Origin of the sequence: Streptomyces sp. CAI-85 (assembly GCF_013363615.1) — a bacterium.
Lineage (GTDB): Bacteria > Actinomycetota > Actinomycetes > Streptomycetales > Streptomycetaceae > Streptomyces > Streptomyces antibioticus_B.
The window spans coordinates 1-18,063 of the sequence record NZ_JAANNX010000029.1 but is presented as its reverse complement, the minus strand read 5'-3'; the positions used below and the strand labels follow the sequence as shown (position 1 = coordinate 18,063).

Here is an 18,063-nt window from a genome sequence, read left to right as displayed (position 1 = left end):
GGGGGCCGAAGGACGCCCCCGGCCGCGCGGACCGGGCGCGAGCGGCGGGCGGGGCGATTACGCTGCACGTCATGACCCCCGCCGCACCCGCCTACCGTCGGCTCAGCGTGGAGGAGCGCCGCAGCCAGTTGCTCGACGTCGCGCTGTCCCTCTTCGCGATCCGCGTCCCGGAGGACGTCTCGCTGGACGACGTGGCGGAGGCCGCCGGGGTCTCCCGGCCGCTGGTCTACCGGTACTTCCCCGGCGGCAAGCAGCAGCTCTACGAGGCGGCACTGCGCTCCGCCGCCGAGGAACTGCGGCAGTGCTTCGACGAGCCCCGCGAGGGCCCCCTCCTCCCCCGGCTCGGCCGCGCCCTGGACCGCTACCTCGTGTTCGTCCGGCGGCACGACGCCGGCTTCGCCGCCCTCCTCCAGGGCGGCAGCGTGGTGGAGACCTCGCACACCACCGCCATCGTGGACGGCACCCGGCGCGCCGCCGCCGAGCACATCTACGCCCACCTCGGCGTCGACGAGCCCGGGCCCCGGCTGCGGATGACCGTCCGCATGTGGATCACCGCGGTCGAGGCGGCCTCCCTGATCTGGCTCGACGAGGACCGCCAGCCGCCCGCCGACGAGCTGCGGGACTGGCTGGTGGAGCAGTTCGTCGCGCTGCTGACGGTGACCGCGGGCCGGGACCCGCAGTGCGCCGAGCTGATCCGGGGCGCGCTCGCCGCGGAGCTGTGATCGACACTGGTGCCGTGAGAAGCGAAGAGACCCCCTTCGAGGGCGGGCCCATGGACGGCCGCGTCCTGTCCGTCCTGACCGGCCCCACCGGACAGCCGCCGAAGACGTACCGCATCCCCGTCCCCGACGCGGCCGGCGGCCCGCCCACCGTGCTGGTCTACCGGCGCGTGCCCCGCGGCCACAGCAAGCGGCTCGGACTCCCGCGGGGATGGAAGTACGAGTTCGACCCGACCGGGAAGGCGGCGGGCCGGCTGAGGTGGCCGTGGTCGAAACCGGAAGCCCCCACGCCGGACGAACGCCGGGACGACACCGACGGGTGACCCGGTTGCGCCGAAGCGCGCACACCCGGCGCGCGGACCGCGCCCGCACGCCCCATGCTCGCCCTGCGGGACGGAGGGGCCAGCCGGGCCGCTCCCCCGCGGCGGAGGTGATGACGTGTCAGAAAGGCTGCTGCGTCTGGCCTGTACGGCGGTGACGGCCGCGCTCGCCGCGCAGGTGGTCCTGGCCCCGGGGGCCGCCGTGGCCGTACCGGAACCGGAACCGGCCGGACCGTCGGCCACCGCACCCCCCGAGGCGGGCACGACCGCACCTCCCGACGCGGGCACGGCGGCTGCGCCCGGCGGGCGGTCCGTGGCCGAGCTGCTGACGGAGCTTCAGCGGCTGTACCGGGAGGCCGAGCGGGCGACCGAGGCGTACAACGCCACCGAGGAGAAGCTGAAGGAACAGCGGGCCGAGACCGAACGGCTGGACACCGCCCTGGCGAAGGCGCGGCTGTCGCTGCACGAGAGCCGGGGCGCGGCCGGCCGGCTGGCCCGCCAGCAGTACCAGGGCAGCACCGGCCTCTCCCCGTACGTCCGCCTGCTGCTCGCCCGCGACCCCCAACACGCCCTGGAACAAGGGCATGTGATCGGGCGTCTGGCGCGGGAGCGGGCCGAGACCGTGGACCGGCTGGAGGGCGGCGAACGCCGGTCCGACGCACTGGCCCGCGCGGCCCGCACCGCGCTCGACGCCCAGCTCACCCTGGCGGAACGGCGGAAGAAGGAGCGCGACGACGTCCGCCGCCGCCTCGGTGACGTCGAGAAGCTCCTCGCCTCCCTCACCGCCGCCCAGCTCGCCGCGATCGCGGAGCTGGAGCAGGCCGGTGTCGCCGAGGCGCAGAAGCGGGTCATGGCCTCCGGCGACCTGGACGACGACCGGCCGCCGTCGAGGGAGGGCGACCGGGCCGTGCGCTACGCGGTGGAGCAGATCGGGAAGCCGTACGAGTGGGGCGCCGAGGGCCCGGCGTCGTACGACTGCTCGGGGCTGACCTCCGAGGCGTGGGGGCACGCCGGGACCCCGATCCCGCGCACCAGCCAGGAGCAGTGGGCGCGGCTGCCGCGCATCCCGCTGAACCGGCTGCGCCCCGGCGACCTGGTGCTCTACTTCCCCGAGGCCACGCATGTGGCCCTGTATCTGGGCGACGGCATGGTGGTGCAGGCCCCGCGCACCGGGGAACAGGTCAAGATCTCACCGATCGCGTCCAACCCGGTGCTGGGGGCCGTACGCCCGGACCCGGATCCGAAACCTGATCCGAAGCCTGATCCGGACCCACGGCCGCGGGACGATCCTCAGGCGCCCGCGCCCGCCACCTCGCCGAGGTAGGCGGCCGTCTTCTCGGGCTCGTAGAAGAAGTTCTCGAAGTCCGACGGGTCGTCGAAGGCGTTGGCGAAACGGTCCGCCACGGGCTGCAACTGGCCTGCCGCGCCCAGCATGTCGACGATGTGCTCCGGCGGCGGCGCCAGCATCGCGTTGGTCCACTTGGTGACGTGCCGCGCGGTGTCCCAGTAGCGGTCGAAGGTGGCGCGCATCCACTCCTCGTCGAACTCCTTCTCGCCCCGCTCCACGATCGACGCGAGGTACGCGGCGGCGCACTTGGAGGCGGAGTTGGAGCCCTGGCCGGTGATCGGGTCGTTGGCGACGACCACGTCCGCGACGCCCAGGACCAGCCCGCCGCCGGGCAGCCGGCCGACCGGGTTGCGCACGGTCGGCGCGTACCGTCCGGCCAACGTGCCGCCCGCGTCGGTGAGTTCGACGTCCCGCGCGCGCTCGTACTCCCAGGGCGTGAACCGCTCCATGAGTCCCAGGGTCAGGGAGAGGTGCTCGGCCGGGTCCTTGACGCCGTCGAAGACGTCGAGCGGGCCGCCGGGTATGCCCTCCCAGAAGAGGATGTCGGCGCGGCCGGACGTGGTGAACGTCGGCATGACGAACAGCTCGCCGACCCCGGGGACCAGATTGCAGCGGACCGCCTCGGTGTCCGGGTGCTCCGGGCGCGGGCCCAGACCGTGCACGTAGGAGACCGCCAGCGCGCGCTGCGGAGCGGTGTACGGGGAGCGCTCGGGGTCGCGGGCGAACATGGAGACCAGCTCGCCCTTGCCCGCGGAGACCAGGACGAGGTCGTAGGCGCGGGAGAAGTAGTCGAGGTCGCCGACGGCCGCGCCGTGGATGACGAGCCGGCCGCCGCGCTGGGCGAAGGTCTCCATCCAGCCGGCCATCTTCACCCGCTGGTCCACGGACTGCGCGAAGCCGTCGAGCCGGCCGAGCCAGTCGATGGCGCGCTGGGTGGGGCCCGGGTCGTGCGAGCCGGGGGCGGCCACGGAGACACCGAGTCCCTGGATCTTCGGGGCCTGGGACTCCCAGAAGTTCAACTGGAGGGCGCGCTCGTGCTCCAGGGCCGTGTGGAACATGCACTGCGTCGACATGACCCGGCCGGAGCGGATCTCGTCCGCCGTCCGGTTCGACATCAGGGTGACCTCGTACCCGTGCGACTGGAGGCCGAGGGCGAGCTGGAGTCCGGACTGGCCGGCTCCGACGACGAGTATCTTCCGCATGCGGGGATGGCTCCTAAGGGGACTTCACTCGGGACTACTCGGGGGTTTCGTCCAGCGCGTGGCCCACCAGGGCCAGAAGGGTCTCGATCACCGAGATCCGGCGCCGCGCGTCCATGATCATGACAGGTATGTGTGCGGGGATCGTCAGCGCCTCCCGCACGTCGTCCGGCTCGAACAGCTCGCTGTGGTCGAAGTGGTTGACGGCGACGACGTACGGCAGCCCGCAGCTCTCGAAGTAGTCGAGGGCGGGGAAGCAGTCCTTGAGCCGGCGGGTGTCGGCCAGCACGACCGCCCCGATCGCGCCGCGCACCAGGTCGTCCCACATGAACCAGAACCGCTGCTGGCCCGGGGTGCCGAAGAGGTAGAGCACCAGGTCGTCGTCGAGGGTGAGACGGCCGTAGTCCATGGCCACCGTGGTGGTGGACTTCTCGGGCGTGCCGGTGAGGTCGTCCTCGGCCGCGCCGGCCTCGGTCATCAGCGCCTCCGTCTGGAGGGGCTCGATCTCCGAGACGGTGCCGACCAGGGTCGTCTTGCCGACGCCGAAACCGCCCGCGACCACGATCTTCGTGGCGACGGGGGCGCGGGTGCGGTCGGTCTGCCAGGGGCGGAGCGGCTCGTCCGCGTCGGACGGCGCGGCAGCGGCGGGGATTCCCGGGAGGGAGGTGACGCCTACGGAGGTGGCGGCGTCAGAGACGACGGAGTCCACTCAGCACCCTTTCCAGCAGAGCGCGGTCGGGACGGCCCGTACCGTGAGCGGTACCGGTGCCGTACACACGGATCTTTCCCTGGTCCGCGAGGTCGCTCAGCAGGACGCGGACCACACCGAGCGGCATCTTCAGGAGCGCGGCGATCTCGGCCACCGTGCGCATCCGGCGGCACAGTTCGGCGATGGCGCGCAGCTCCGGCATGACGGCGGATCTGAGCGAACTGTTCGTCAACTCCTTGCGCTCCTCGGGGGCTTCGAGGGCCGCCACGAAGGTCTCGACGAGGAGGACATGGCCGAAGCTGGTCCGGCCGCCGGTGAGCGAGTAGGGGCGGACGCGGGCGGGCTTGCGGTCGCCGCCGCGGACGGGGAGCCGCTTCCTGGCGGCCGGGCCGGTGCTCATCGGCCGCTCCCGGCCGACTCCAGCGACTGCCGTAGCTCACTGCGGAGTTCGGGGGTCAGGACATGTCCCGCACGGCCGACGAAGAGCGCCATGTGGTACGCCACCACGCTCATGTCGCAGTCGGCGGAGCCGTGGACGCCGAGCAGGGAGCCGTCGCTGATCGACATCACGAAGAGGCTGCCCTCCGCCATCGCGATCATGGTGTGCTTCACCCCGCCGAACTCCATGAGCCGGGCGGCGCCGATGGTGAGGCTCCCGATGCCGGAGACGATGGTGGCGAGGTCGGCGGACGAGCCGCGCGGGCCGGCGGGTTTCTCCCCGGGCGTCCGGCGGGGCACGTCGGCGGAGGCGGTGGTGGCCTCGTGCAGCCGGGTGCGGGCGTGCGGGAGGTCGGGGTCCGAGGAGAGCAGCAGCAGGCCGTCGGAGGAGACGACCGCCACGGACCGGATCCCGGGCACCTCCTCCACCAGGTTCGTCAACAGCCAGTGCAGGTTACGGGCTTCACTGCTCAGTCCGAAGGTACTGGGCGCGGTCAACTGCTTGCCTCCTCGACTGTGCCCCCCGTGTCTTCTTCGGCGTGTGCGTGTGCTTCTTGAGCCGTCTGCGGGGCCGGAACCTTGTTCTGGCCCGTCTTCTCGGCGATCTCCGCCTCCACCTCGCGGTATCCGGCCTCCGCCCCCCGGCGGAAACCGCCCAGCCGCCGCCGGAGGGCCTCGGCGTCGACCGAACCGCTGCGCTGTCTCGGGGTCTGTACGGGCGCGGTGATCCTGGGCGTGCGCTTGGGCAGCCCCTTGCCGGTAACCGGCTCCTCAGGCAGATCGGGAACCCGCGCGTGCTCTTCCTGGGCTTCGGCGGGGGCCGGGGGGAGCGGTGAGGTCGGTGGGGTTGAGGGCTGGGGGGAGTCCGGCTTTGGGGCCGGGTCCGGGGCCGGGGCTTGGGCCTTGGCCGGGGCCGGGTTCGGGTCCTGGGCAGGGGCTTGTGTCTTGGCTGCGTCCGGGTTCAGGTCCTGGGCAGGGCCTAGGTCTTGGGCCGGGGTTCGGGCCGGGTCCAGGTCTTGGGTCGAGGCTTGGGCCGGGTTCGGGTCCTGGGCCGAGGCTTGGGCCAGGAGCGAACCCAGGTCCGGGGCTTGAGCCTGAGCTTGGGCCAGGGCTTGAGCCTGAGCCGGGTCCAGGTCTGGGGCTTGGGCCGGGTCCGGGTCCGGGGCCGAGGCATGGGCCAGGGCCGGGTCCGGGGCTTGGGCCTGAGCCGGGTCCACATCCTGGGCTTGAGCCTGAGCCAGGATTTGAGCCTGGGACGGGGCTTGAGCCTTGGCCGGTTCCAACTCCTGGGCCGAGTCCAGGTCCTGGGCCGAGACCTGAGCCTGGGCCGAGACCTGAGCCTGGGCCTCGGGTCGTGCCGGGTCCCCTTCCGCGGGTGGGACCGGCAGAAGGAGTTCCATGGTCGTCTCGGCCGGGCTCTCGGCCGGGAACGCGGCGGGCGTCCCCGGGGTGGGCTCGGCGTCAGGGCTCGCGTCAGAGCTGGCGGCGGTGTCCCGCTCGGCCTGGGCCGGGACCCGGGCCGGGGTCTCGAACCCGGCCTCGCCGTCTGCGTCGGCCGGTACCGGCGGCCGTCCAGCCGGTGCACCGGCCGCAGTACCGACCGAGGTCTCGGCCGAGGCGTCGGCGCGGGCGTCGGCCAGAACGTCGGTCCGGGCCTCGGCACGGGTGTCAGCCTGGGCATCGGTCCGGCTCTCGGCCGGAACGTCGGCGCGCGTCTCGGGCGAGGCGGCGGGCCGGGTCTCGGGGCGTGGGCCGGACAGTGCCTCCGCCGGTGTTTCCTTGCGGGGCCTCGGGACCGTCTCGCCGCGGCTTTCCTCCCCCGCCGCCCGTACGGCGTTCTCCGCCAGCGCGACCAGGGGGTCCGCCGGCTTCGGGCGGCCCGGCAGGACGTTGGAGTTGGCCTCCGCGTCCGCGCCCGGCAGGGAGAAGGACTGGGCCCGCGCGGAGGCCGGCGCCGAGGACGGCACCGCGGCCGAGGGCGCCTCGGGCAGCAGCGTGGCCGGGAGGACGACGACCGCCGCCACCCCGCCCTGCTTCTGCTCGCGGAGCTGCACCCGCACCCCGTGCCGGTGCGCGAGGCGGGCCACCACGTACAGGCCGAGGCCGAGTCCCTCCTCGCCCTCCTGGTCGTAGGGGGTCTCGGGGTCGAAGTCGGTGAGGCGGGCGTTGAGGGCGGTGAGACGGTCCTCCGGGATGCCGATGCCCTCGTCCTGCACGGAGAGCATGACCTCGCCGCTCTCCAGGAGCCAGCCGGAGACCTCGACGGGCAGGTCCGGCGGGGAGAACGAGGTGGCGTTCTCCATGAGTTCGGCGAGCAGATGGCTCAGGTCGTCCGCGGCGAAGCCGGCCACGTGCGCGTGCGGCGGCAGCGCCGAGATCCGGACCCGCTCGTAGCGCTCGATCTCGCTGACGGCCGCCCGGACCACGTCCACCAGCGGGATCGGCCCCGCGTGCTGCTGGACGTGTTCGGTGCCGGCGAGGACGAGGAGGTTCTCGCTGTGCCGCCGCATGACGGTCGCGAAGTGGTCGAGCTTGAAGAGGGTGGCCAGCCGGTCGGGGTCCTGCTCGCGCTCCTCCAGGGTCTCGATGACGCCGAGTTGGCGCTCGACGAGACCGAGGGTGCGCAGGGCGAGGTTGACGAAGGTGCCGGTGATGCTGGACCGCAGCCGTTCGAGCCGGTCCGCCGACTCGGCGATCTCCGCGCGCAGTTCCTCGCGGGCGTCGGCCATCGCCTGGCGCTGGCCCACGAGATGCTTGCGGTCGGACTCCAGCGTCGCCACCCGCTCGTGGACGGCGACGGCGTGCGCGTGCAGGGCGTTGACGGACCGGACGACCTGGGCGAACTCGTCGTTGCGGCCGGTGAAGGTGACGGGTTCCTCGGCGGCCGGGTTCTCGGCCCCGGCGAGCCGGGCGGAGCCGCGGCGCAGCACGGAGAGCGGGCGGGTGAGGCTGCGGGCCATGCCGGTGGAGACGGCGACCGCGAGCAGCATCAGCGCGCCGAGCAGGGCGATCCTGATCTCCAGGCCGGTGACGTCGTCGTCGCGCAGGGCGGCGAGGTCGTCGGCGCGCCCGCCGTAGAGGGAGGACTCGGCGCCGCGCATCAGGTCGACGCGGGCGGAGAGCGCGGCGTCCAGCTTCTTGACGCCGGTGGCGAGTTCACCGGCGCTCAGGGTGGGCTGGTCGGTGAGACGGGCGAGGTACTTCTCCGCGGTGTCGACGTCCCCGCCGGTGACCGTGGAGTCGTACGACTCGACGATGTCCTCGGGGGCGGACGCGCGGAAGTCGGCGAGGGCCGCGTCGGAGCGGACCCGGGACTGCTGGGCGGCGGCGGTGAGGGCGTCGCGGCGCTCGGTGTCGGCCTCGGAGGAGACCTTCTCGGTGCTCGCCAGGCCGGTGACGGGGTCGATGACGGTCTGCGTGGCGGACGGCACCCGGAGCGCGGCGAGCAGCAGTCCGCGGGTGGCGGACGCCTGCTGGACGGCGGTGTCGAGCGCGACGAGGGCGTGCGCCCCGGAGCCCGCGCGCGCCGGGGTCTGCTCGGCGAGCCGTTCGGCGAGGCCGTGCAGGGCGGTGATCACCTTGGAGTAGGCGTCGTGCGCCTCCAGGGCGGTGCCCTCGCCGGTGAGCGCGGTGCGGCGGACGGCGGTGAGGGAGTCGAGGGCGTCGCGCAGGTCGGCGGTGACGTCCGTCTCGGCGGTCAGCTCGCGGGCCTGGCGGTCCACCCGGGCGCCGCTCTCGGCGGACGGGGCCTCGGAGTCGGGGCGGCCGGCCGCGACGTACGAGGTGACCTCGTCGCGTTCGTCGGCGAGGGACCGGGCCAGGGCGAGGGCGTCCTCGGTCTGTTCGGCCAGGGTGACCAGGTCCTGGGAGTCCTTGAGCTGCCCGGAGGCGGTGAGGAGCGCGGGGGCGCCGGCACCGGCGATCGCGGCGGCCACCACGGCCACGGCGACGATCAGCCGGTTGCGTACGTGGGTGGGGCGGCCCTTGCCGACGGGGGTGCGCTCGGCGCCGCCCTCGGAGGCCGTCCGGCTGCCTTTACGCCCAGTCCGCGTCTTCTGCACCGGTGCTCGCATTCCTGACTCGTGTACCCATGGGCCGGATGTGACGCTCCGTCAAATGATGCGTACGCCCGGTTCGGTCCCCGACCCTCCCAGTGCCGGTGGGCGGCGGTCGCGCATCGCTTCCCCCGCCACCCGAAGGAGTGAACATCGGACGGGAGTTGGCGGGCAAGTTCCCGCGGCGCGCGCGACGGCCCGGTCCGGCGGGCCGGTTGGACGTGAGCGGCAGGCTTTGACAATATTCGCCACCACGCCTGCCCTGAGCCCAGCATTCCCGCCCAAAACAGGCGTCTGACCTGGGCCGGTCGGGGCTCGTACGGCGGTCCGGCGGCGTGTGGGGGACGTTCGCGGATGCTGTGGAGCGGTCGTGCAGACTGGCCGGATGCGTACGGAACTTGTGTCGGAGCCGGGCGATCGGGCCCGTCCCAACGAGGACTTCGCGAGTGTCGGACTTTCCGCCTCCGGGCAGGGCGGTTCGGTCGTCCTGCTGGACGGGGTGACACCACCGGCGGACGGCGGGGGCTGTCTGCATTCGGTCCCCTGGTTCACGGCGCGCCTGGGCGGGGCCCTGACCGAACTGACCGTTTCCCTCCCGGATGTTCCGCTGACGGAGGCCCTGTCCCGCGCCGTCGCGCGTACCGCCGACGCCCATGCGCGAACCTGTGACCTTTCTCACCCGCGTACTCCGCAGGCGACGGTGGCCCTGGCGCGCTGGTCCCCGGAGACCGTGGAGTACCTGGTGCTGTGCGACGCGACGCTGCTCCTTGCGTCCCCCGGGGGCACGGTCTCGCCGGTCCGGGACGAGCGTCTCGCCCTGCTGCCGCGCGCCCTGTTGAGGAGCGCCGCGACGGTCGACGGGACGCTGCGCAACAAGGAGGGCGGCTTCTTCACGGCCGCCGCGGATCCGGCGGTGGCGGACCGCGCGGTGGCCGGAAGTGTGCCCCGTACGGAGGTCGTCTCGCTGGCCGCGCTGTCCGACGGCGCGACCCGCTGGACGGAGACCTTCCGCGAGGGCGACTGGACGTCCCTGTTCACCCTCGTCCGCGAGGACGGCCCCCGCGCCCTCGTGGAGAAGGTGCGGGTCCTTGAGGACGCGGACGCCACGGCCCGGACGTTCCTGGGGACCGGCAAGACGCATGACGACGCGACAGCGGTGTACGTGGACCTGTAGGGAGCGTCAGGCCCGGTCGGGGCGGCGCTACTTCTCCATGCCGCGGTTGAGCTGCTGGAGCAGCCGGGCCAGTTCGGCGACCTCGGCGCGGTCCCAGTCGGAGAAGTTGCGGACGTACCGCGCGCGGCGGGCCTCCCGGACCCGGCCGACGCGGGTGCGGCCCTCCTCGGTGAGGTCGACGAGCCAGGCGCGGCCGTCGGCCGGGTCGGGTTCACGGGCGACCAGGCCGAGCTGTTCCAGGGCGCGGAGCTGACGGGACATGGTGGCCTTGCCGACGCCGATGTACGCGGCGAGTTCGGTGGCGCGCTGCCGTCCGCACTCCTCCAGCCGGATCAGCAGACCGTACGCGGCGGACTCCAGGTCCGGATGGACCTCGCGGGCCATCTCGCCCTGGTTGGCGCGGGCGCGGCGCAGCAGCACCGTCAGTTCCCGCTCCAGGGACAGGAACTCCGTGGACTCGCCGCCCCCGTGTCCCTCGCCGTGTGTGTCCTCGTGCACGTCAGCACCCCTGCTCCGGTTCCCCGTGTCCGTCTGGTCGTCTACCTGCGTAGCTTTCCATGTCCCCGGCCAGGGTCCGGCGAGGACCCGGGTCTCCTGGGAGATCCGGGTCCCGCCGTTCTTCCGGTGGCGTCCGTCACGCCGCCACCGGAACCTCCGGCGCCGCGCCGTTCACGGCGGGCGCGAGCGCCAGTTCCAGGACCTGGCGGACGTCGGTGACGGCGTGGACGTCCAGCGTGTCGAGGACCTCCGCCGGGACGTCGTCCAGGTCGGGTTCGTTGCGCTTGGGGATGACGACGGTCGTCACCCCGGCGCGGTGGGCGGCGAGCAGCTTCTGCTTGACGCCGCCGATCGGCAGCACCCGGCCGGTCAGGGAGACCTCGCCGGTCATCGCCACGTCCGTGCGGACCAGCCGGCCCGACAGCAGCGAGGCGAGGGCCGTCGTCATCGTGACGCCGGCGCTGGGGCCGTCCTTGGGGACCGCGCCCGCCGGGAAGTGGATGTGCACACCCCGGTCCTTGAGGTCGCCGACCGGCAGCTCCAGCTCCGCGCCGTGCGAGCGCAGGAAGCTCAGCGCGATCTGCGCCGACTCCTTCATCACGTCACCGAGCTGACCGGTCAGGGTCAGTCCGGCCGCGCCGGTCTCCGGGTCGGCGAGCGACGCCTCCACATAGAGGACGTCGCCTCCGGCGCCGGTGACCGCGAGGCCCGTGGCCACGCCCGGCACCGCGGTGCGGCGCTCGGCCGGGTCCTGGGCGGACTCGGGAACGTGGTGCGGCCGTCCGATCAGCGCGCGCAGCTCGGCGTCGGTGACGGTGAACGGCAGCTCCCGCTCGCCCAGTTCGTGCTGGGCCGCGACCTTGCGGAGCAGCCGGGCGACGGTCCGCTCCAGGGTGCGCACGCCCGCCTCGCGGGTGTACTCGCCGGCCAGCTTGCGCAGGGCGCTCTCCTCCAGGACCACTTCCTCCTTGTCCAGGCCGGCCCGTTCGAGCTGGCGCGGGAGGAGGTGGTCGCGGGCGATGACGACCTTCTCGTCCTCGGTGTAGCCGTCGAGGCGGACCAGCTCCATCCGGTCGAGCAGGGCCTCCGGGATCGCCTCCAGGACATTGGCGGTGGCCAGGAAGACGACGTCGGACAGGTCCAGCTCGACCTCCAGGTAGTGGTCCCGGAAGGTGTGGTTCTGCGCCGGGTCGAGGACTTCGAGGAGGGCGGCGGCCGGGTCGCCCCGGAAGTCGGAGCCCACCTTGTCGATCTCGTCCAGCAGGACCACCGGGTTCATCGACCCGGCCTCCTTGATCGCGCGCACGATCCGGCCGGGCAGCGCGCCGACGTACGTACGGCGGTGGCCGCGGATCTCGGCCTCGTCGCGGACGCCGCCGAGGGCGACGCGGACGAAGGAGCGGCCCATGGCGTGCGCGACCGACTCGCCGAGGCTGGTCTTGCCGACGCCGGGCGGGCCGACGAGCGCCAGCACGGCACCGCCGCGCCGCCCGCCGACGACACCGAGGCCCCGCTCGCCGCGGCGCTTGCGCACGGCCAGGTACTCGGTGATCCGCTCCTTCACGTCCTCCAGGCCCGCGTGCTCGGCGTCGAGGATCGCCTTGGCGCCCTGGATGTCGTAGGAGTCCTCGGTCCGCTCGTTCCAGGGCAGTTCGAGGACGGTGTCCAGCCAGGTGCGGATCCAGGAGCCCTCCGGGGACTGGTCGGAGGACCGCTCCAGCTTGTCGACCTCCTTGAGGGCGGCCTCGCGGACCTTCTCGGGCAGGTCGGCGGCCTCCACGCGGGAGCGGTAGTCGTCGGACTCCTCGGCGGAGTCCTTGGAGTCGCCGTTCAGCTCGCGCAGTTCCTTGCGGACGGCGTCGAGCTGACGGCGCAGCAGGAACTCGCGCTGCTGCTTGTCGACGCCCTCCTGGACGTCCTTGGCGATGGTCTCGGCGACGTCCTGCTCGGCGAGGTGGTCGCGCAGTTGCCGGGTGGCGAGCTTCAGCCGGGCCACCGGGTCGGCGGTCTCCAGCAGCTCCACCTTCTGTTCGGTGGTCAGGAACGGCGAGTAGCCGGAGTTGTCGGCGAGCGCGGAGACGTCGTCGATGGCCTGGACGCGGTCGACGACCTGCCAGGCGCCGCGCTTGCGCAGCCAGGCGGTGGCGAGCGCCTTGTACTCCTTGACCAGGTCGGTGACGTGCCCCGGCAGGGGTTCCGGCACGCTCTGGTCGATACGGGTGCCCTCGACCCAGAGCGCGGCGCCCGGGCCGGTCGTCCCGGCGCCGATCTGCACGCGCCCGCGGCCGCGGATCAGCGCGCCCGGGTCGCCGTCGGCCAGCCGACCGACCTGTTCGACGGTGCCCAGCACGCCGGTGCTCGCGTACGTCCCGTCGATCCGCGGGACCAGCAGCACCCTGGGCTTGCCCGGCTCGGACCGCGCGGCGGCCTGAGCGGCCTCCACCGCGGCGCGCACGTCGGTGTCGTTGAGGTCCAGCGGAACCACCATGCCGGGGAGTACGACCTCGTCATCGAGAGGCAGTACGGGCAGGGTGAGCGATGCGGACGTCGAAGCCATGATCTCCCCTTCGGCAGTCAAGTTGAGCTATGCCGACTCAATGCATGGGAGCCTCGGGATGTTCCCGGGACGACCGCCCGTTCGCTGTGGGCGATCACCGGACGCTCACCGGGCGATCGCCGAAGGAGGGAGTCACAGCCCGTCCGTCAATGCCGCACAGCTTCTTCACCCCCGCCCGACCAGGTCTCTTCGCGTTCCGTCAACGTTCCGTCAGAGAAATGCCACGATGGGCCGATGGTGACGCCCTACGACATCCCCGAAGTGCTGGACCGTCGCGAGGGTCCTTACGGCGAGGTGGTGCTGCGCCGGCACGGGACGCTGCTCCAGATCATCGCGAACGGCTGCTTCCTGATGGACACCTCCGACGGCCGCTCCGAACGCCTGCTGGTGGACGCCGCGCTCGCCGCCCTGGACGGCCGGGACGCCCCGGAACTGCTGATCGGCGGTCTCGGCGTCGGATTCTCGCTCGCACACGCCGCGGCCGACCCCCGCTGGGGCGCGGTCACCGTCGTGGAGCGCGAGCGGGCCGTCGTCGACTGGCACCGCGGCGGCCCGCTGGCCGCCCTCTCCGCGCGGGCGCTCGCCGATCCGCGCGCGAAGATCGTGGAGGCCGACCTGCTGGACTACGTCAATGAGACATGCGACACGTTCGACGCGCTCTGCCTCGACATCGACAACGGTCCTGGCTGGACCGTCGACGAGGGCAACGACAGCCTCTATTCGGTGACCGGACTCACGCGCTGCGCAAGGGTGTTGAGACCCGGTGGCGTGCTCGCGGTATGGTCCGCCCAGCCCTCTCCGGAATTCGAGGGAACCTTGGGGAATGCCGGGTTCCAGCAGGTGCGTACCGAAGAGATCCCCGTTGCCCGAGGCGTGCCGGACGTCGTGCACCTCGCCGTCCGACCTGGATAGCAAAGGCGAGGTGACTCCGGGTACGTTTCATGCCTGACGCCGATCATTTACGCGTCAACCGCAGTCATGCGCAGACAAGGGACCACCCCACTGGTTCCGGAAAGCACACTCAGGGGCGGGCGATGGAGCAGACACACACCGCGCACAACGGCACGACGACGGCGACCCAGGGCGCGCAGCGCCGCGTTCTGGTGGTCGAGGACGACCCGACGATCGTCGACGCCATCGCGGCCCGCCTGCGCGCCGAGGGATTCCTCGTGCAAACGGCGGGCGACGGCCCCGCGGCCGTCGACACCGCGGAGGCATGGCAGCCCGATCTGCTGATCCTCGACATCATGCTGCCCGGCTTCGACGGCCTCGAGGTGTGCCGCCGGGTGCAGGCCGCCCGCCCGGTGCCGGTCCTCATGCTCACCGCGCGCGACGACGAGACCGACATGCTGGTCGGGCTCGGCGTGGGCGCCGACGACTACATGACCAAGCCGTTCTCGATGCGCGAGCTGGCCGCGCGCGTGCACGTGCTGCTGCGCCGGGTGGAGCGCGCCGCGATCGCGGCGACCACGCCCCGCAGCGGCATCCTGCGCCTCGGCGAGCTGGAGATCGACCACGCGCAGCGCCGGGTCCGGGTCCGCTCGGAGGACGTGCATCTGACGCCCACCGAGTTCGACCTGCTGGTCTGCCTGGCCAACACCCCGCGCGCGGTGCTCTCCCGTGAGCAGTTGCTGGCGGAGGTCTGGGACTGGGCGGACGCCTCCGGCACCCGCACGGTCGACAGCCACATCAAGGCGCTGCGCCGGAAGATCGGCGCCGAGCGGATCCGCACCGTGCACGGTGTGGGCTACGCGCTGGAGACCCCCACGCCATGAGCGGCGCGGACGGTCCGAGAGACCCCGGGGAGTCCTGGGGGAAAGTGCGCCCGTTCTCGGTGAAGACCAAGCTCGGCGCGCTGGTCGTCGTCTCGGTGCTGATCACCACCGGGCTGTCCGTGATCGCCGTGCACACGAAGACGGAACTCCGCTTCATCACGGTCTTCTCGATGATCGCCACCCTGCTCATCACGCAGTTCGTGGCGCATTCCCTCACCGCTCCGCTGGACGAGATGAACGCGGTCGCCCGCTCCATCTCGCACGGCGACTACACCCGCCGGGTCAGCGAGAACCGCCGCGACGAGCTGGGCGACCTGGCCCAGACGATCAATGTGATGGCGGACGAGCTGGAGGCCCAGGACCGCCAGCGCAAGGAGCTGGTGGCGAACGTCTCGCACGAGCTGCGCACCCCGATCGCCGGACTGCGCGCGGTCCTGGAGAACGTCGTCGACGGCATCGCCGAGGCCGACACCGAGACCATGCGCACCGCGCTGAAGCAGACCGAGCGCCTCGGCCGGCTCGTGGAGACCCTGCTGGACCTGTCCCGGCTGGACAACGGCGTCGTACCGCTGCGCAAGCGGCGTTTCGAGGTGTGGCCGTATCTGTCGGGGGTGCTGAAGGAGTCCAACATGGTCGCCTCGGCGCGGGCCGCGATGGGGTCGGGCGGCACGCACACGCGTACCGACGTGCATCTGCACCTGGACGTCTCGCCGCCGGAGCTGACGGCGCACGCGGACCCCGAGCGCATCCACCAGGTCGTCGCCAATCTGATCGACAACGCGGTCAAGCACTCCCCGCCGCACGGCCGGGTCACGGTCAAGGCGCGGCGCGGCCCGCTGCCGGAGTCGCTGGAGCTGGAGATCCTGGACGAGGGGCCCGGTATCCCGCGCTCGGAGTGGCACCGCGTGTTCGAGCGGTTCAACCGGGGAGCCGTCCGGCGGCCGCACGGGCCGGGCAGCGACGGCGGTACGGGGCTGGGTCTCGCGATCGCCCGCTGGGCCGTCGATCTGCACGGCGGCCGGATAGGGGTGGCCGAATCCGAGCGGGGTTGCCGGATTCTTGTCACTCTTCCGGGAGAGTCTTCCGTACCAAGTTGACGTAAAGTTGAATGCGGAGCCAGATGATCCACGGGCGTCCGCACGCATGGACACGTGTGATCAGGCACAGAACCGACGGCGCACCGGCGCAGGTCGGCACGGGTCCGCACGCTCGGTGTGCGCGACCTGCGTCCACGCACCCCTTTCGCAGCGCAACCGCGCTTGTTTCCCGCCATTTCCGCCGCCGAAACGCGTGTTCCGATGTGACTTACGCGACGATGGACCGGCCCGGCCTGACCTACGTGCTCTTGGAGGCGTAGCCTTTATTCCCGCTGTCCATCACCTTGTGAAGCGGAAGAGGGCGGTTGCCGCCGTGTCGCCACAGTCCCCCAGTAACGCATCGAGCCTTTCGACCGACGCAGACCAAGCGGGCAAGAACCCCGCTGCCGCGTTCGGTGCCAACGAGTGGCTCGTCGACGAGATCTATCAGCAGTACCTCCAGGACCCGAATTCGGTAGACCGTGCCTGGTGGGACTTCTTCGCCGACTACAAGCCGGGCGCGGCCGCCGCCGCTCCGGCTGCGGCGGGTACTGCGGCCGCGGGGGCCGCAGGGACCACCACACCCGCGGCGCCCGCCGCGAAGGCGCCCGCCCCGGCCGCGCAGCCCGCCGCCGTCCCGGCTCCGGCGCCCGCCGCCAAGGCCCCGGCGCCCGCCCCGGCGAAGCCCGCCGCGGCTCCCCGGCCGGCCGCCGCGAAGGCAGCGCCCGCCGCGCAGCCCGCGGCCGCGTCCGAGGGCCCGGAGCTGATCACCCTGCGCGGCCCCGCCGCCGCGGTCGCCAAGAACATGAACGCCTCGCTGGAGCTGCCCACGGCCACGTCCGTGCGCGCGGTCCCGGTGAAGCTGCTGTTCGACAACCGCATCGTGATCAACAACCACCTCAAGCGGGCCCGGGGCGGGAAGATCTCCTTCACGCACCTGATCGGCTTCGCGATGGTGCAGGCCATCAAGGCCATGCCGTCGATGAACTGGCACTACGCGGAGAAGGACGGGAAGCCCACCCTCGTCAAGCCGCCGCACGTCAACTTCGGCCTCGCCATCGACCTGGTGAAGCCCAACGGCGACCGCCAGCTCGTCGTCGCCGGCATCAAGAAGGCCGAGACGCTCAACTTCTTCGAGTTCTGGCAGGCCTACGAGGACATCGTCCGCCGCGCCCGCGACGGCAAGCTGACGATGGACGACTTCACCGGTGTCACGGTCTCCCTGACCAACCCCGGCGGCCTCGGCACCGTCCACTCCGTGCCGCGTCTGATGCCCGGCCAGTCGGTGATCATGGGCGTCGGCTCCATGGACTACCCGGCGGAGTTCCAGGGCACCAGCCAGGACACCCTGAACAAGCTCGGCATCTCCAAGGTCATGACGCTCACGTCGACCTACGACCACCGGGTCATCCAGGGCGCCGCCTCCGGCGAGTTCCTGCGGATCGTCGCGAACTTCCTCCTCGGCGAGCAGGGCTTCTACGACGACATCTTCGAGGCGCTGCGCATCCCCTACGAGCCGGTCCGCTGGCTCAAGGACATCGACGCCAGCCACGACGACGACGTCACCAAGGCCGCCCGGGTCTTCGAGCTGATCCACTCCTACCGGGTCCGCGGCCATGTCATGGCCGACACCGACCCGCTGGAGTACCGCCAGCGCAAGCACCCCGACCTGGACATCACCGAGCACGGCCTCACCCTGTGGGACCTGGAGCGCGAGTTCGCCGTCGGCGGCTTCGCCGGCAAGTCCCTGATGAAGCTGCGCGACATCCTCGGCGTGCTGCGCGACTCGTACTGCCGCACCACCGGCATCGAGTTCATGCACATCCAGGACCCCAAGCAGCGCAAGTGGATCCAGGACCGCATCGAGCGCCCGCACACCAAGCCCGAGCGCGAGGAGCAGCTCCGCATCCTGCGCCGGCTGAACGCCGCGGAGGCGTTCGAGACCTTCCTCCAGACGAAGTACGTCGGCCAGAAGCGCTTCTCCCTGGAGGGCGGCGAGTCCGTCATCCCGCTGCTCGACGCGGTCATCGACAGCGCGGCGGAGTCCCGCCTGGACGAGGTCGTCATCGGCATGGCCCACCGCGGCCGGCTGAACGTCCTCGCGAACATCGTCGGCAAGTCGTACGCGCAGATCTTCCGCGAGTTCGAGGGCAACCTCGACCCGAAGTCGATGCACGGCTCCGGCGACGTCAAGT

At 72.2% G+C, this 18,063-nt stretch carries 15 protein-coding genes; 8 read left to right on the top strand and 7 right to left on the bottom strand.

The window, feature by feature from the left end:
* The first annotated feature begins 71 nt into the window (after positions 1-71).
* The 3 genes from G6W55_RS25335 (at position 72) to G6W55_RS25325 (ending at position 2,363) form a co-directional block, all read left to right on the top strand.
* Positions 72-722: a TetR/AcrR family transcriptional regulator gene (locus G6W55_RS25335; protein WP_030784335.1), complete on the top strand. Its 651-nt coding sequence runs from the start codon at positions 72-74 to the stop codon at positions 720-722.
* A 14-nt stretch (positions 723-736) separates the two neighbouring features.
* Positions 737-1,042 carry a hypothetical protein gene (locus G6W55_RS25330; RefSeq protein WP_175523136.1) on the top strand — a complete coding sequence of 102 codons (306 nt, stop codon included), beginning with the start codon at positions 737-739 and terminating at the stop codon, positions 1,040-1,042.
* A 115-nt stretch (positions 1,043-1,157) separates the two neighbouring features.
* Entirely contained in the window at positions 1,158-2,363 is a 1,206-nt protein-coding gene (locus G6W55_RS25325; protein ID WP_175523135.1) for a C40 family peptidase, read from the top strand.
* Here G6W55_RS25325 and G6W55_RS25320 read toward each other — a convergent pair.
* The 5 genes from G6W55_RS25320 to G6W55_RS25300 are packed head-to-tail and all read right to left on the bottom strand — an operon-like array spanning position 2,330 to position 8,794.
* A complete protein-coding gene (locus G6W55_RS25320) occupies positions 2,330-3,589 on the bottom strand; it encodes a styrene monooxygenase/indole monooxygenase family protein (RefSeq protein ID WP_175523134.1) in 1,260 nt (419 codons plus the stop codon). The two genes, G6W55_RS25325 and G6W55_RS25320, sit on opposite strands and share 34 nt — an antisense overlap.
* A gap of 34 nt (positions 3,590-3,623) precedes the next feature.
* Positions 3,624-4,295, bottom strand: coding sequence for an ATP/GTP-binding protein (locus G6W55_RS25315; protein WP_375372469.1), 672 nt, complete (start codon positions 4,293-4,295; stop codon positions 3,624-3,626).
* On the bottom strand, positions 4,276-4,695 hold the full coding sequence (locus tag G6W55_RS25310; protein WP_175523133.1) for a DUF742 domain-containing protein: 420 nt from the start codon (positions 4,693-4,695) through the stop codon (positions 4,276-4,278). The genes G6W55_RS25315 and G6W55_RS25310 overlap by 20 nt, the downstream gene beginning before the upstream one ends.
* Positions 4,692-5,231 (bottom strand): roadblock/LC7 domain-containing protein, encoded by a 540-nt coding sequence (locus tag G6W55_RS25305; RefSeq protein ID WP_175523132.1) that lies wholly within the window; start codon positions 5,229-5,231, stop codon positions 4,692-4,694. Before G6W55_RS25305 ends, G6W55_RS25310 begins: the two co-directional genes overlap by 4 nt.
* Complete coding sequence (locus tag G6W55_RS25300) at positions 5,228-8,794, bottom strand: nitrate- and nitrite sensing domain-containing protein (protein WP_175523131.1); 3,567 nt, start codon at positions 8,792-8,794, stop codon at positions 5,228-5,230. The genes G6W55_RS25305 and G6W55_RS25300 overlap by 4 nt, the downstream gene beginning before the upstream one ends.
* Before the next feature lie 379 nt (positions 8,795-9,173).
* Here G6W55_RS25300 and G6W55_RS25295 point away from each other — a divergent pair, with 379 nt between their 5' ends.
* A complete protein-coding gene (locus G6W55_RS25295) occupies positions 9,174-9,962 on the top strand; it encodes a hypothetical protein (RefSeq protein WP_175523130.1) in 789 nt (262 codons plus the stop codon).
* Positions 9,963-9,989: 27 nt separating this feature from the next.
* Here the strand turns inward: G6W55_RS25295 and G6W55_RS25290 are convergent, their stop codons facing one another.
* Together G6W55_RS25290 and lon are read right to left on the bottom strand one after the other, a co-directional pair.
* Complete coding sequence (locus G6W55_RS25290; protein ID WP_175523129.1) at positions 9,990-10,460, bottom strand: MarR family transcriptional regulator; 471 nt, start codon at positions 10,458-10,460, stop codon at positions 9,990-9,992.
* A gap of 136 nt (positions 10,461-10,596) precedes the next feature.
* Positions 10,597-13,017, bottom strand: a complete 2,421-nt coding sequence (gene lon, locus G6W55_RS25285) for an endopeptidase La (RefSeq protein WP_175523128.1) — start codon at positions 13,015-13,017, stop codon at positions 10,597-10,599.
* A gap of 234 nt (positions 13,018-13,251) precedes the next feature.
* On the opposite strand from lon, the gene G6W55_RS25280 reads away from it, so the two are divergent.
* The 4 genes from G6W55_RS25280 to G6W55_RS25265 form a co-directional block, all read left to right on the top strand.
* Entirely contained in the window at positions 13,252-13,929 is a 678-nt protein-coding gene (locus G6W55_RS25280) for a spermidine synthase (protein WP_175523127.1), read from the top strand.
* A 122-nt stretch (positions 13,930-14,051) separates the two neighbouring features.
* Positions 14,052-14,792, top strand: coding sequence for a response regulator transcription factor (locus tag G6W55_RS25275; RefSeq protein WP_030784305.1), 741 nt, complete (start codon positions 14,052-14,054; stop codon positions 14,790-14,792).
* Positions 14,789-15,889 carry an ATP-binding protein gene (locus G6W55_RS25270; protein ID WP_175523126.1) on the top strand — a complete coding sequence of 367 codons (1,101 nt, stop codon included), beginning with the start codon at positions 14,789-14,791 and terminating at the stop codon, positions 15,887-15,889. The genes G6W55_RS25275 and G6W55_RS25270 overlap by 4 nt, the downstream gene beginning before the upstream one ends.
* A 313-nt stretch (positions 15,890-16,202) precedes the next feature.
* A partial coding sequence (locus G6W55_RS25265; RefSeq protein ID WP_175523125.1) for a multifunctional oxoglutarate decarboxylase/oxoglutarate dehydrogenase thiamine pyrophosphate-binding subunit/dihydrolipoyllysine-residue succinyltransferase subunit occupies positions 16,203-18,063 on the top strand: 1,861 nt, incomplete at its 3' end.